Source organism: Halalkalibacter sp. HAAS-P013, assembly GCF_056619925.1.
This window is the reverse complement of record NZ_JBWQTU010000002.1, coordinates 214,875-230,866: the sequence shown is the minus strand read 5'-3', so window position 1 is coordinate 230,866 and position 15,992 is coordinate 214,875. Positions and strand designations below refer to the sequence as shown.

The 15,992-nt window shown below is 36.0% G+C and carries 12 protein-coding genes; all 12 read left to right on the top strand.

Features of this window, described 5'->3' with window-relative positions; genetic code table 11:
• Window positions 1-212: 212 nt before the first annotated feature.
• Window positions 213-1,532 (top strand): diaminopimelate decarboxylase, encoded by a 1,320-nt coding sequence (lysA, locus tag AC1FXP_RS05000; RefSeq protein WP_480059088.1) that lies wholly within the window; start codon window positions 213-215, stop codon window positions 1,530-1,532.
• Window positions 1,533-1,677: 145 nt separating this feature from the next.
• Entirely contained in the window at window positions 1,678-2,451 is a 774-nt protein-coding gene (locus tag AC1FXP_RS04995; RefSeq protein WP_480059087.1) for a DeoR/GlpR family DNA-binding transcription regulator, read from the top strand.
• Between the two features lie 109 nt (window positions 2,452-2,560).
• Window positions 2,561-3,319, top strand: a complete 759-nt coding sequence (gene kduD / locus AC1FXP_RS04990) for a 2-dehydro-3-deoxy-D-gluconate 5-dehydrogenase KduD (protein WP_480059086.1) — start codon at window positions 2,561-2,563, stop codon at window positions 3,317-3,319.
• Window positions 3,320-3,341: 22 nt separating this feature from the next.
• Window positions 3,342-4,172 carry a 5-dehydro-4-deoxy-D-glucuronate isomerase gene (kduI, locus tag AC1FXP_RS04985; RefSeq protein ID WP_480059085.1) on the top strand — a complete coding sequence of 277 codons (831 nt, stop codon included), beginning with the start codon at window positions 3,342-3,344 and terminating at the stop codon, window positions 4,170-4,172.
• A gap of 54 nt (window positions 4,173-4,226) precedes the next feature.
• Window positions 4,227-5,630, top strand: coding sequence for a glucuronate isomerase (gene uxaC / locus AC1FXP_RS04980; RefSeq protein ID WP_480059084.1), 1,404 nt, complete (start codon window positions 4,227-4,229; stop codon window positions 5,628-5,630).
• A gap of 173 nt (window positions 5,631-5,803) precedes the next feature.
• Window positions 5,804-6,547 carry an NAD-dependent epimerase/dehydratase family protein gene (locus AC1FXP_RS04975; protein WP_480059083.1) on the top strand — a complete coding sequence of 248 codons (744 nt, stop codon included), beginning with the start codon at window positions 5,804-5,806 and terminating at the stop codon, window positions 6,545-6,547.
• A 256-nt stretch (window positions 6,548-6,803) separates the two neighbouring features.
• Window positions 6,804-7,475: a rhamnogalacturonan acetylesterase gene (locus AC1FXP_RS04970; RefSeq protein ID WP_480059082.1), complete on the top strand. Its 672-nt coding sequence runs from the start codon at window positions 6,804-6,806 to the stop codon at window positions 7,473-7,475.
• Between the two features lie 14 nt (window positions 7,476-7,489).
• Window positions 7,490-9,040 carry a glycoside hydrolase family 28 protein gene (locus AC1FXP_RS04965; protein WP_480059081.1) on the top strand — a complete coding sequence of 517 codons (1,551 nt, stop codon included), beginning with the start codon at window positions 7,490-7,492 and terminating at the stop codon, window positions 9,038-9,040.
• 34 nt (window positions 9,041-9,074) lie between these two features.
• Window positions 9,075-9,911 carry a sugar phosphate isomerase/epimerase family protein gene (locus AC1FXP_RS04960; protein WP_480059080.1) on the top strand — a complete coding sequence of 279 codons (837 nt, stop codon included), beginning with the start codon at window positions 9,075-9,077 and terminating at the stop codon, window positions 9,909-9,911.
• 314 nt (window positions 9,912-10,225) lie between these two features.
• On the top strand, window positions 10,226-12,529 hold the full coding sequence (locus tag AC1FXP_RS04955) for a helix-turn-helix domain-containing protein (protein WP_480059079.1): 2,304 nt from the start codon (window positions 10,226-10,228) through the stop codon (window positions 12,527-12,529).
• Between the two features lie 424 nt (window positions 12,530-12,953).
• Window positions 12,954-14,492, top strand: a complete 1,539-nt coding sequence (locus tag AC1FXP_RS04950) for an extracellular solute-binding protein (protein WP_480059078.1) — start codon at window positions 12,954-12,956, stop codon at window positions 14,490-14,492.
• Window positions 14,493-15,082: 590 nt separating this feature from the next.
• The gene (locus AC1FXP_RS04945; RefSeq protein WP_480059499.1) at window positions 15,083-15,976 is read left to right on the top strand and encodes an ABC transporter permease; all 894 of its coding nucleotides are present in this window, start codon (window positions 15,083-15,085) and stop codon (window positions 15,974-15,976) included.
• Window positions 15,977-15,992: the final 16 nt, after the last annotated feature.

Below are 15,992 nucleotides of genomic sequence, written 5' to 3'. Positions count from 1 at the left end.
TGATAAAGTATATACATTCATTTTTAATTTTCATGACTTTTAAGTAATGAAAGATATTATATATCACTGCAAACTGTAGTGGAGAATGATTGCCATTTAAGCAGCTAGTGTAGTAGCATTAGCTGCTTTTTTATAGGAATAAGGGTTGGTGGGGAAGCTGTCATTTTCAGCGTGAGTCAACTCTGTCGAATAGAAAAAAGGAGAGACCATGGATGTATACACACGGAACGAGTCAAATTAATGAACAAGGCCATTTAGTAATAGGCGGTGTTAATACAGTTGAACTTGCACAGCAATATGGAACACCTTTATTCGTTTATGATGTTGCACTTATTCGTGAACGCGCTTTGCAATTTCAAGAAGCATTTAAAAAGGAAAATGTCCCATACCAAGTAGCTTATGCGAGTAAAGCATTCAGCTGTATGGCGATGTTCCAGCTTGCTGATGAGTTGGGATTAAGCTTGGATGTCGTTTCTGGAGGAGAACTATTTACAGCGATTGAAGCTGGTTTTCCAATGGAACGTGTACATTTTCACGGCAATAACAAAAGTTTAGCAGAGCTTGAAATGGCTGTTAAAGCTCAAATTGGTTGTGTCGTAGTTGATAATTTTTATGAACTAGCTGAATTAAGCCGTATCTGTAAAGAGAAGAACTACAAAATGAATATATTACTAAGAATCACACCAGGAGTCGAGGCTCATACGCATGACTATATTTCAACAGGACAAGAAGATTCAAAGTTTGGTTTTGATCTTGTTAGTGGCCAAGTGCATGAAGCTGTTCAAAGAGCACATGAAGATGAGTGGTTGAATCTGTTAGGTGTGCACAGTCATATCGGTTCTCAAATCTTTGAAACAACGGGATTTGTAATGGCCGTTGAGAAAATGTTTGAACTAGTAGTTGAGTGGAAAGAGCGCCTTGGCTTTATCCCAACCGTTTTAAATCTTGGCGGGGGCTTTGGAATTCGTTATATTGAAGGAGATACGCCGCTTCCAGCAGGTGAATATGTGACCAAGATGATTGAAGTTGTTAAGCAAAAAGCTGCAGAAGCTAACCTTACGATGCCAGAAATTTGGATTGAACCAGGTCGTTCGCTTGTTGGGGATGCAGGGACGACGCTCTATTCGATTGGTTCTAAAAAACATATTCCAAATGTTCGTGACTACCTTGCTGTTGATGGTGGAATGAGTGATAATCTTCGTCCAGCATTGTATCAGGCAGAGTATGAAGGAGTTCTAGCAAATCGTGCAAATGAAGAAGCGACTGAAACATTTTCTATTGCAGGTAAATGTTGTGAAAGTGGCGACATGTTAATTTGGGATTTGCCTTTGCCAAAAGCAAACCATGAAGATATTTTAGCTGTATTTTGTACAGGCGCTTATGGTTATGCAATGGCGAATAATTACAATCGAATTCCACGTCCAGCTGTTGTGTTTGTTGAGGACGGAGAGGCATTTGAAGTGATTAGACGTGAGCGGTTTGAAGATTTAGTTCGGTTAGATTTACCACTTGTTAAAAAAGTAGCAAAATAAATGTATTGAATCGAAAGAAGACTGTCAACCGGTAAGGTTGACAGTCTTCTTTTTTATATTGTCTTAGTTCTTATAAAAAAAATGTTTACAATTGTTCGTTTTTGTTTGATAATTAATAACAAAGAACTAATTCTGGAGGAATTTTATGCTTTCAGTAGAACGTTATGAAAAGATACTTGATGAGTTAGATAAAAACAAAGCAGTTAAGGTTTCAGAACTTAGCAGTTTTTTAGGGGTCACTGATAAAACGATAAGACTAGATTTAGAGACACTTGAAAAAAAGGGACTTCTTAAGAGAATACACGGAGGAGCTGTGTTGTTAGAAGAAAAAGAAGACAGAATCTTTCCGATTGAAGAAAGGCAGTCAACGAATAATGAGCGAAAAATGGCAATCGCTTATGAGGCGATAAAAGGTATAAAAAATGGTGATACGATATTACTTGATGGGGGAAGTACAACCTTACAAATGGCTAAGTTATTAGGTGATTTTCCTGTAAGTGTAATCACAAACGATATTAAAATTGCCTTTGAATTGATAGGAAAAGAGAAAGTACAGCTTATGGTGTTAGGTGGTTCACGCATTGGAACCTCATCTTCTTTATATGGGGGGCAAGCCATCGATTTATTAAACCGAATACGAGCAAACCAATTATTCTTTGGGGCAACAGGAGTCTCCATCGAACATGGACTTACTGTACTTAACAGTTTCCATGTCGAATGGAAGAGGAAAATTATTGAATCTGCTGATCGCGTTACTCTTCTTGCAGATTCAACTAAGTTTGAAAAAGTAGGATTGATACAGTTTGCTACACTGGCTGATGTTGATTCTATTATTACGGATGACAAATTAGATACTTCAATACAGTCGAGCCTACAAAGTAAGGGAACTCCTGTAATCATTAGCCAAATGAAAAGTTAACTTTTTTCAAAAGATATATTGCCACTAACCCCAACTGGTGCTATACTCGAACTGTAACGAACATAAACGAACATTTATAGTATAAATGAACATAAAAGGAGGTACAGCAATGATAAAAGATCTTTATTCATTACATGGTAAAGTAGCACTAGTCACAGGTGCAAGCCGTGGGCTAGGTCAAGGGATGGCTGTAGGACTAGCTGAAGCTGGAGCTGATGTAATTGGTGCTGGCATAAGTGATATGAGTGAGACGAGCAGCCAAATTGAAGAGCTTGGTAGAAAATTTTATGAATTGAAAGCTGATTTATCCGAGCCAGATGCAGCTAAACAATTAGTATTAAATGCTGTTAGAGTAGCTGGAAAGATTGATATTCTAGTAAACAATGCTGGGATCATTCGCAGGTCTGATGCTGAGAAATTCTCAGATGAAGATTGGAATGCTGTCATAAATGTTAACTTAAATTCTGTTTTTCAGCTTTGTAGAGAAGTAGGCAATCATATGCTTGAAAATGGATCTGGAAAGATTATTAATATCGCATCAATGCTATCATTCCAAGGAGGTTTACGAGTCCCAGCTTACACAGCTAGTAAGCATGCAGTAGCCGGACTAACAAAATCACTTGCAAATGAGTGGGTAAGCAGGGGAGTAAATGTAAACGCTATCGCGCCGGGGTATATGGAAACAGACAATACAGAGGCATTGCGTGCAAATGAAGAAAGGAATGCTTTCATTACTTCACGAATACCAAAAGGAGAATGGGGGAAGCCGAAAGACTTGAAAGGGCCAGTTGTGTTCTTAGCGTCTGAAGCATCGAGTTATGTAAATGGACATGTATTATGTGTTGATGGCGGATGGATGAGTTCTTAATTTAGAAAGGGGAAGATGAAAAATGGAAATAAGACATGCAACGAGTCCAGTGGGGATTAAACAAAATACGACGGAGCAATTAAGAAATGAATTTTTAATTGAATCTCTTTTTGTAGCTGGAGAAATCAATATGGTTTATTCGCACTATGACAGAGTGATCGTTGGTGGGGTTATTCCTACTACACAAATATTAAAATTAGATGCTGGCGATGCATTAAAAACAGATTATTTTCTAGAGAGAAGAGAAATCGGTATTGTTAATATTGGACCAAAAGGAAAAGTAGTCGTCGACGGAGAAGAATTCGAATTAAATAAACGCGATTGTCTATATGTAGGTTTAGGGAAGAAAGAAGTGACGTTTCATAGTGTGGATCCAACTAACCCTGCACGCTTTTACTTAGTATCAGCTACAGCACATAAAGAGTATCCAACGAAAGTTCTTCCGATTGCAGATGCTGAACCAACGAAATTAGGGTCAGATAGTGAATCAAATAACCGTACAATTTATAAATATATTCATGATGGTGGACTGCAAAGCTGTCAATTAATGATGGGAATGACTTTGCTTGAACCAAATAATATGTGGAACACGATGCCTGCGCATGTTCATGATCGTCGCATGGAAGTATATTTGTATTTTGATATGGATGAGGAATCAAGAGTTTTTCATTTCATGGGTGAACCAAGTGAAACACGTCATCTCGTTGTGAAAAATGAAGATGCCATTATTTCACCTCCTTGGTCGATCCATTCAGGTGTTGGTACGAAAAACTATACATTTATTTGGGCAATGGCTGGTGAAAATTATACGTTTAAGGATATGGATTTTGTGAAGATGGAAGATTTAAAGTGATTTTTAATAATAAAAAATAACAACGTTGTCATTTTAGTTGAGTAGGAGGATTACATGTCTAAACCATTTATTCACGACGATTTTATCTTAAATAGTGAAGCAGCAAAAATTCTTTATCACGATTATGCGAAAGAAATGCCAATCTACGATTATCATTGCCATATCAGTCCAAAAGAAATCGCGGAAAATCGTGCATATGCTAACCTATCTGAGATTTGGTTACACGGGGACCATTATAAATGGCGAGCAATGCGTACACTTGGGATAGATGAGCGCTTCATAACAGGAGATGCTGATGACAAAGAAAAGTTTCAAGCATGGGCAAAAGCTGTTCCACAAACAATTGGAAACCCACTTTATCATTGGACTCATATGGAATTAAAACGTTATTTTGACATAGATATCTTATTAAATGAGGAATCTAGTGAAGAGATTTGGAACCATTGCAACCAAGTCCTACAAAATGGATTAACGACTCAAAAAATTTTAGAAAAGTTCAATGTAAAGGTTGTTTGTACAACAGATGATCCGGTTGATTCATTAGAGCATCATCAAACGATTAAACAAAACGGAGTGATTCAGACAAAGGTGCTACCAGCATTTAGACCAGATAAGGCTGTTGAACTAGCAAGGCCTGAATTTAATGAGTATATTAATAGATTAGCAGAAGTTTCAGAAACAGAAGTTGTAACGTTTGAAAATCTATTAAAAGCAATAGAGAAACGAGCTCACTATTTCCATGAGCATGGCTGCCGCCTTTCTGATCATGGAATTGAGACATTGCCGTTTGAGCCAGCTACTTTTGAAGAGGCATCTCAAATATTTAATAAAGCTAGGGCAGGAGAGTCTATTGATTCAACAGACGAAAAGAAATATAAGACATTTACCCTTCTGTTTTTAGGTAGGTTGTATCGGTCCCTCGGTTGGACGATGCAATTACACATCGGTGCGATCCGGAACAATAATGAGCGAATGTTTAGTAAGCTTGGTCCAGATACCGGATTTGATTCCATTCATGATTTTAATTTGGCGAGACCTCTTAATTCATTCTTAAATGAATTGGATAGGGAGAATGAATTACCAAAAACAATCATTTATAATTTAAACCCAATTCATAACTATGTGATTGCAACAGCTATTGGAAACTTCCAATCTAGTGAAGCAAATGGCAAGATTCAATTAGGGTCTGGCTGGTGGTTTAACGATCAAAAAGACGGGATGCTAAAGCAGATGACGGATCTTGCAAATCTAGGATTATTAAGTAGCTTTGTAGGTATGTTAACAGATTCAAGAAGTTTTCTTTCTTACCCTCGTCATGAATATTTTAGAAGAGTTCTTTGTGATTTAGTAGGTGGATGGGTAGAAGCTGGTGAAGCGCCTCGAGATTATAAGTTACTAGGTAGTATGATTCAAAATATTAGCTATCACAATGCTGATCACTATTTCGAAATGAAGTAACAGGAAATCCCTACTCTTGGAATTAATAAGAGTGGGGTTTTTTATTGTGAAAATACTTTATCATAGCCACTGATGGATGAAACAAGAAATGTTCCTCACACATTTAAATACATAAATTTTGGTTGAAAGTAGAAAGTTATGTATAGAACTCATAGTGAAGGGACTACAACTACATGAAAAAAATCGTCATTATTGGTGGTGCTGGTACCGTTGGAAAGCAATTAGTAGAAGGGTTTCGACAACACCATCAAATCACGGTTGTTGATAAACAGAATGCTTTTGATTCAGAGATTGACTTCGTTCAGGCTGATGCTACCAATTTACAAGAACTCATGGAAAAAGTACCAAAAGCAGATGTGCTTATTAACCTTCTCAATACAGAAACGAAGCATGCACTGGAAGATGTGGATACTTTTGAACAGATGACAAGTATCTTTTTTAAATCTACTTATTACATTTTATACACAGCAAATCAAAAAGATATACAAAAGGTAATCTTTGCTAGTACCAATCATGTAACTGATTGTTATGAGGATGAAGGTAAGTCTATTTTAGGCAGAGAAATAACAGTGAAAGACTACCCTTGCTCAAAAAGTTTATATGGGGTTTTAAAATTTGCTTCAGAGCAAGTAGGAGCCTTATTTTCCAAGGAAGAAGGACTATCGGTGATCAATATACGCATTGGTTCAGTACCAAAAGATGTGACAAAAGAAGATATTGAGAAGAATGACCGATTAAAACATACGTTGTTAACAGATACTGATCTCATTTCTTTGTTTCGAGCTGCAATAGACTCAGATGTTACATTTGGTACGTATTATGGTGTATCGGATAATATTGATAAACCATGGGATATGGAAAATGCAAAAAAGGAATTAGGATATAAATCAGAAGAGAGTACGAGCGATATATTGTAGTGGACATAGAACAAATAAATATTAATAAATTTCCTAAAACTGTTGAGAGACCTTAACAGTTTTTTGTATTCTGATCTAATGATTATCAAAAAAGTAAGCGCTGACAAAGTATTTGAGAACCTAATGTAATGATTATATACGTACTTTCCTGCTCCTTTTATAATCAAGTCAAGAAAACAGTATCTATATTAAGAGTATACGTGGAAAGAATGGTTTTATCTTTTTAGTAGACTCAGTTTGGAGGTTCAAGTTTTCAATGATAACAATTTATTTAGCGGGTGATTCAACGGTCTCTAATTATGAGAAGAATAGAGCACCAAGAGCTGGTTGGGGACAAACATTACAAAGTTTTATGAAGGAAGAAATAGTTATACAAAATGAAGCAGCATCAGGAAGAAGTTCAAAAAGTTTTATTGATGAAGGTCGATTAGACATGATTGACCGAACAATTACAAATGGGGATTATTTATTCATTCAGTTTGGCCATAACGATTCAAAGGTAGATAAAGAAAGGTATACAGAGCCATTTACTTCATTTACATCTTACTTATCATTATATATTGATGTTGCAAGAAAAAATCATGCCTATCCGTTACTCATTACACCCGTACAAAGAAGAAGTTTTACTGAAAAAGGTGAACTTCAAGAAACTCACGGAATCTATCCTGAAGCAATGAGAGAATTAGCGAAAACACTCGCAGTTCCATTGATTGATTTAACTAAGAAAAGTAGAGAGTTATTTGAGCGATTAGGGCCTGAACGAACGAAGGATTTATTTCTATGGCTTGAACCAGGTAAGCATTTGAATTACTTAGAGGGGGGTCAAGATGACACTCATTTTTCCGAAGAGGGGGCTAAAAAAATAGCTGAGCTTGTAGTGGAGGGGATCATTGAACTAAATTTACCTTTAGCAAAATACACGAAATAAGCAGGAGGGACATGATGTCGACAACAAAAAATGAACTTGATATTGCATTGCCCCAAATTCCAAATAGACAATTTTTTATTACAGATTATGGTGCAGTTGGTGACGGTATTTTTGATAATACAGAGGCAATTGCCAACACCATTAACGCTTGTAAAAACGCGGGAGGCGGAAAAGTCATCATTCCACCTGGTGTGTGGTTAACCGGGCCCATTCAGTTCATTAACCACTTAAACTTACATATTGAAGCGGGCGCAATCTTACTATTTACGAAGGATTTCAACTCGTACCCTCTTATCTTATCCAGTTTTGAAGGGGAAGAAACTATCAGGTGTCAATCCCCCATAGATGGTGAGTATTTACATGATATTGCGATTACGGGAAAAGGAGTCATTGATGGATCTGGCGGGGCTTGGAGGCCGGTTAAGAAATTTAAAATGACCGAAATTCAATGGACAAAGCTGATCGAATCTGGAGGAATTGTTGATGGAGAAGGAGAGATATGGTGGCCAACTAAGCAAGCTTTAGAAGGGGCTAGCGAGATACAGGATCTCCGAAACAGTGGTTCAAAAAGAATTGAAGATTTTGAGCAAATACGAGATTTTCTTCGCCCTAACTTAGTAAGTTTAAGAAACTGTCAAACGATATTAATAGATGGGCCGACATTTCAAAATTCACCGGCTTGGTGTCTTCATCCGTGGATTTGTGAACATATTACGATAAAAAATATTACAGTACGAAACCCTTGGTATTCGCAAAACGGAGATGGTTTAGATATTGAATCATGCCAGTTTGGCTTAGTAGAAAATTGTGTGTTTGATGTCGGTGATGATGCAATTTGTATTAAGTCAGGGAAAGATGAGGCAGGCAGGAAACTTGGAAAACGTTGCGAGGATATAATGATTCGAGGATGCCAAGTATATAGTGGTCATGGTGGATTTGTTATTGGAAGTGAGATGTCGGGTGGTGTAAGAAATATAACAGTGAGTGAATGTTCTTTTTTCGGAACAGATGTTGGTTTAAGGTTTAAAAGCAAGAGGGGCAGAGGAGGGATCGTAGAAAACATTTCAATAAAGAACATTCGAATGACCAATATTTCGGATGAAGCGATTGTTTTTCATATGTATTATGAACATGTAGGGGATGAGATTTTAATAGAGGAAGAAGTTTCTATAGAAACACCGATTTTCCGTGATATAGAAATGAAAAACATTACATGTATGGGCTCTAAAAATGCGATTGTATTAAAAGGGCTTCCAGAATTACCTTTGGCTAACATTAAGTTTGAAGATGTGACGATTACATCTGAATATGGAATGACTAGTTCAGAATGTGAAGGCATCCAATTTACTAATGTATCGTTGAATGTTGAAAAAGGGCCTTTACTAACATTAACAAACAGTATAAATGTTGACCTTATTAATTTACAAAGTAAAAGTTATAAAGAAACGTATGTAGAAGTATCAGGAGAGAAAACAAAAAATGTAAAGTGTTTGTTTGGATTACCAAATGCAAAGAACTTAGTTCACGTAGGAGAGGAAGTAGACGAGAAACAGGTTATAGTGTAAAGAGTTATAAGTGAAAATAACAGGGGGAGTTACTATGTCTATTGGTGTTTTAGCTCATTTAGTTGGAAAGAGCTCTTATCATGAACTTGCTGAAAAAGTAGCTTCATATGATTTTGGCCATGTTCAATTAGCTTTATGGAAAGCGATCGGCAATCATGACTTTAGCAAAGCAGGAACATTAAGTCCTGGATTAGTAAAAGATATTTATCATGAATTTCAAAAACGTGGTGTTTCTATTTCTGTTTTGGCATGTTATCTTCATTTATTTGATAGAAATGAAGACAAACGAAGAGAAAATGTAGCAAGATTTAAGGAACTTATAAAATATGCTTCTTTATTTCATGCACCTATTGTTGCTTGTGAGGTAGGAAAAATACAAGGTGTTACTGCGTTAGACGAGGATTGGAGAGCATTAAGGGACTCTTTTTCTGAGTTAATTGAAGAAGCGGAAAAATGGGGAGTAATCATTGGGATTGAGCCTGCGAATGAGCATTTAATTGGTACAGCTAAACAGTTGAAATGCCTAATACATGAGTTCCCCTCTAGTCACATTGGAGTTGTTTTAGATCCTGGTAATTTGCTTACAAAAGAAAACTTTCATGAGCAAGACATAATAATAGAAGAAGCGTTTGAATTATTAGGTGACCGTATTGTGGCCTGTCATGCAAAAGATCGTATCATCGATGAGAACGGGGAAATTAAGACAGTTAGACCAGGAAGGGGAAACCTAAATTATCCGCTCTATTTTAAATTACTTCATGAGTATAAGCCGCATTGTGAAATAATATTAGAAGCGACAAAGCCAGATGAGATGGTTGAGACGAAAAAGTTACTTGAAGAAATAAGAGAGAGTGTTTTAACTGTAAAATGAGGAGACCGAGCCTAATTTCCTAGTGTGTTTATGCTAGAGAATTAGGCTTTTTAGTTAGATGAACATAACTTAAATTTTCATGAACAAATTATGTCCTATTATGTTATAATGACTTACATATTGTTTTAGATTTTTAACAATTGTATGACATTTAAGATAACTGTGTATGAGTGGTTTGATATTTGAGAAAGAGTTTTTTTTGATTTTATGTAAGCCTTTTCAAATTTGTGTTGTGCTAAGTCAATTGGGAGATAGTGACTCACATAAAATAACCAAACTAGTTGGTCGGTTATCTACTATAGGGGAGGATTCAAATGAAGAGTCAAAGTTTGCTTACGAAATTAATTGTATTTGCTAGTATTATAAGTATTATCCCCGTAGTGATCGTCGGTGTGTTTTCCTATGTTCAATCTTCTAAGCATATACAAGAGAAAGTTAATCATGAAAAGGTTCAAATTATTAGACAGGTGCATTCTAATATCGAACAAGTATTAATGACAATTCATCATAGTGTCACAAATACGATTGAATCTCCTCTTATGGATGATGTAATTAGGAGGCCTTTATTTGCAGAGGACTTTTCCATTTACAGGGAGCTCAGACAAAATTTAAGTAATCTTAGATCTTATGATACAAAAGTAGAAGAAGTGATTTTGTTAAATTTTCAAGAGAATTGGATTGTAAATAACTCAGGATTGTCACGGTTAAGTGATTACGAAGATCGTGAGACATATCTTTCTTATTTGAATGCTGATAATGATTCGACATGGTTATTACTGAACAATCAAGAATTTTCAGAGCCAATGGCATACGGAAGCTGTGAGAATACGATTAGTTTAGTGAAGAAGCTACCAGCAAGATATAGTGAGAAATTTGGGTTAGCTTTTACGAACATACCAACATGTAGTTTAGCTGACATGATTAATGTCGACGGGCTTTCAGATGAGGTGGTTATTACAGATGAGAACTATCGAATCATCGTTCATCGCAATGAGGAATTGATTGGAACATCACTTGTAGACGCTGGTTACGTCAGCTCTCTAGAGGGTTTTACAGAAAAATCAGGTCAATTCGATACGGACTCTAGGGATAATTCATATACGGTGACATATCACAAATCTGATTTCAATAATTGGAACTATATCTCATTTAATTCAATTGATGCGCTTACAGCTGAAAGCAAGAAAATTGGCTGGATTACCTTTTTTATGATTACCTTTATTGTCATCACATGTAGCTTGTATATTTGGGTTATTAGTAAGAAACTATATTCACCTGTAAATAAATTAGTGAATTATATTGATGACAATTGGCCAGATCAAGATAGAAAAAGGAAAAGTGAGTTAGAGATTATCGAGGAACATATTAATGATCTTTTTTCTTCAAAATCAAATTTAGAAAATGAATTGCGAGAACATACACAACAAGTGAAATCGCTCTTTATTCATAACTTATTTACTGGAAATTATAAGACAAGTGAAATTGAAGAAAAGCTAGAGTATTTTCAATTACATTCCGTAGTTAACCAGTGGAAAAACATGGTTGTGTTTACGGTGCACATTGATTCACTAGATAGATCTAATTATGAATCAGCTGACGTTGAAAAAGTAGCATTCGCAGTAAAAAGCATGGTGGAAGACACGATTAATAAAGAAGATCAATTACAATCTGTTTGGGTTGAAAAAACGTTAGTCACTCTTATCGGTTTTTCTGAACAAACCCCAGTCAACATTCAGGATACGATGTATGAGTTAACTGAAACCATCCAAAGCAAAATTAAAAATGCCTTAAATGTTTCCGTTAGTATTGGCATAAGCCTACCTTTCCATGAACTGAAAGAAGCCAAAAGAGGTTATAAAGAAGGCATGGAGGCATTAAAGCATCGGATGAAGCTCGGAAAAGGGGTTATTATCCATTTTAGCAGTATTAATTCTGGGAAACATACGGTCATATTTGACTATCCGAAGCGAACGGAAGAAGAATTACTTGTCGCTGTAAAGTTAGCGGATAAGGAAAAAGCGTTAGAACAGCTGCAAATATGGATGGAAAAAGCCTTTAAAAACACGCAATCACCTAGAGAATATCAAATATCGATGATGCGGCTATTAAATAATTTATTAATGCTTAAACAAGAAGGCGGAGTGAGCTTTCAGCAAATTGAGGTGTTCCACGCATCGCTTTACGAAGAGTTGTTGAAGTTACAAATGAAAGAGGAAATTGAACAATGGTTCCAGGAGCGACTAATCATACCGTTAATAAAAGTGTTTAGTGATCGCCGTGATTCTCAGTTCCAAAATTTATCGGAGAAAATTATTGACCTTATTCACCATAATTTTGACTCAGATATTACTTTAGAGGAATGTGCTGAAAAACTGCATTATAATGCTAATTATTTAAGCAGTGTGTTTAAACAAGAAACAAATTATACATTTAGTGAGTATTTGGCCATGTATCGATTTAAAAAAGCAAAACAGTGGTTAACTGAAACGAATATGACGGTTAAGGAAATAGCTGATCACTTACGCTACAAAAACTCACAGAATTTTATCCGCTCATTTAAAAAACAAGAAGAAATGACACCAGGACAATATCGAGAAAAATACAAAAAAACATCATAGAAACATATGGAGACATCACTAATAATGGTGAGAGAGATTGTAAACTCCCATTTGCAGGATGTCTCCATATTTTTGTTCTAAAACAGATAATCATTATATCAGGTATAGGAGGAAGCCTTGGTATTAGGGTGTGTAAGGGCTTACAAAATGAGATTTTGATTATATACTTACCCTATCATTTCGCTTAGTATCAATGGTAACAACTTCATATCATTCAATGGATTCCAACGTTGTTATATAGTGAGTAATGGAGGTGATTCATGATAGGCAGAAAGAATTCGAGACCAGTTAATGATGAAAAAAGAATTGAGCTAGTTCATGAGTAGAAGAGTTATTTTTACTAAAAGACGGTTTTCAACTAGGTAGGCTGCTTCTATTATTACCAGGTATCATTATAACGAAGAATAAATTGGGGGGTTTGTACATGTTTAAGTCTAATAAGTTGTTTATTTTAGGTTGTATGATTGCTTTCATTCTTGTACTCCTGTCTGCTTGTAATAAAAATGAAAGCGCTTCTAGTACTGAACCTGCTCCTGCAGAAGGAACGGATGCAGTTGAAATAGAAGAGCCTTTCGAGTTTTCTATTATGACTAACTTACACACACCAGAAACACCTGCTCCAAAAATTCAAGAATTAATTGAAGAAAAAACAAACTATAAGTTAGACATTCAATGGGTTCCTGATAGCAGTTACGAGGAAAGGTTAAACACAGCATTTGCAACAGGTTCATTTCCTGATGCGGTTCGTGTTAGTTTTGCACAATTGAACCAGTTCAAAGATGCGATTAGAAATGATCAGTTTTGGGAAATTGGTCCTTATCTAGATCAATTTGAATATTTAAGCAATCTAAATGAAGATATTTTAGCTAACTCAGCAGTTGACGGTAAGCTTTATGGTATTTATCAAGGAAGACCATTATCTCGTCAAGGTATTATATATCGTAAAGACTGGGCTGATAATCTAGGACTTGAGGCTCCAACTACAACGGAAGAATTTATGGAAATGGTTAGAGCTTTTTCAGAGGATGATCCAAACGGAACGGGAAGAAACGATACAATTGGTCTTGCTGACCGTAGTGATTTAATCTATGGTGGATTCAAAACAATTGCTTCTTGGTTTGGTACTCCAAATGAGTGGGGATTAAAAGATGGGGAGCTTCTTCCTGAATTTATGTTCCCTGAGTATATGGAAACATTAGAATTTTATCGTGAAATGCACTCAAACGGCTTTATTAACCAAGATTTCCCTGTAACAAGTAAAGGGGATCAAACAGCGCTTTTAACAAATGGGACAGCTGGTGTATATGTTGGTTCTATGGAAGATGTAACAAGCTTAAATAATGATGCAGTTGCTCTAAACCCAGATGTAGAATTTGATGTTCAAAACTATGTTGAAGGACCTCATGGAGAATTTGGTGTATGGGCAATTCCTGGATTTGGTGAATTAATGATGTTCCCTAAATCGTCTGTTGAATCAGAAGAGAAGCTACTTAAAATTTTAGGTTTCTACGATCAACTGATGAATCCTGAAATTGCTAACATTTTATACTGGGGTGTTGAAGGGGAGCATTATGAAGTGAAAGATGGCAGAGCATCAGCGATTACGGATGATCAACAAAAGATTGATAGAGAAGTTAGACCTTATTTAACAATGGAAGTTGGCGAACCAGCTACGAGTGGTCGTTACTCTATTTACACAGATTATGAAGTAAGACAAAAAGCAGATCAAATGGTATTAGAGAACAATGACTATCTTATCCATAACTTAGCACTTACATTAGATTCACCAACGTATATCCGTGATGGTGACAGATTGAAACAAATGATTGAAGATGCAACGATTCGTTACATTCTAGGTCAATCAGACGAAGCTGGCTTTGAAGCTGCGGTTGAGAATTGGAGATCTCAAGGTGGAGATGCAATTATTGAAGAGTTCAATGCATCTTACCAAGAATTAAACTAACAACATAAAAAAGAGGTTGTCTCAAGGGGGAAGATCCTATGAGACAACCTCTTTTTTGCTCGTATATCCATTCTAGCTTAAGGGCTTTAACACATGATTTTTGAAGAAGAAATATGTACACCTGATCTAGTAATAAGGTGTTTGGTATATAGAAGAGGAATAAGTACACGAGATTCAGTAGTGCTGGAATTAATGTATATAGAAGAGAAAGAAGTACACGAGAAACAATAGTAAACGATTTGATGTATGTAACAAACAGAGAGAAGTGAGTATAAGAGATCCAGTAGTAAGAGGGTTTGATATATGCAAAGAGGAGCTTCCACAAACTTAGTTCAGTGACAATTTTTTGTCTTTGTTCACGAATAATCAAAATCTCCGGTTCTTATAAAAAGCCTTATAAAACCAGTGTTTTCAGTCATTTATAACGTGATGATTATAGCTGTAATCACATGTATCCATGTAGTATGTAAATTAGTAAGCGGTTACATTAAACAATTTACAAGTGAGAAAGGAAGTTGAATATGGAAAATAATGTAGCGTTGGAAAAATCAAAGACGCCATTACCAAAGCCTGACAAACGGGCTGAGTTAATGAAACGAATCAAAAAGAATAAGTGGATTTATTTAATGATTGCACCGGGGATCTTGTATTTCTTTATTTACAAATACATTCCGATGTATGGATTGATTATTGCCTTCCAGGATTACAAACCGTATTTAGGTATTAACGGAAGTGAGTGGGTAGGGTTTCAACATTTTGAGCGTTTGTTTACAAGTCCAGATTTTTGGATGATCTTTAGGAACACGTTGGCATTATTCGGATTACAAATACTTGTGTTTTTCCCAATACCTATTATTATCGCTTTAATGTTAAACGAAGTCCGAAATCAAATGTTTAAACGTAGTGTTCAAACATTAATTTATATCCCGCACTTTATGTCTTGGGTTGTTATTGTTTCTATCAGCTTTGTTATGTTGACGTTAGACGGTGGTATTATTAATAGTTTGTTAGAAATGATGGGCTTTCAAAAAATTAACTTCCTAATGAATCCAGATACGTTCAGACCGATGTATATTCTCCAAGTAATTTGGCGGGAAGCAGGTTGGGGGACAATTATTTTCTTAGCTGCCATTGCAGCAGTAGACCCTCAATTATATGAAGCGGCGAAAATGGACGGAGCGAACCGCCTGCGTCAAGCTTGGCACATCACGCTTCCGGCAATTAGAAGTGTTATCGTCGTTCTATTAATCTTAAAAATTGGTGATGTTCTAGAGCTTGGTTTTGAACACGTTTACTTATTATTAAATGCTTCAAATCGTGAAGTAGGGGAGATCTTTGATACGTATGTCTATACTGCGGGTTTAAAACAAGGTCAATTTAGTTATGCAACTGCAGTAGGATTTTTCAAGGGTATCGTCGGGTTAATTCTTGTAATGTTTGCTAACTGGCTAGCGAAGAGAGCTGGTGAGGAAGGTGTTTATTAACATTTAATGTAGTGAG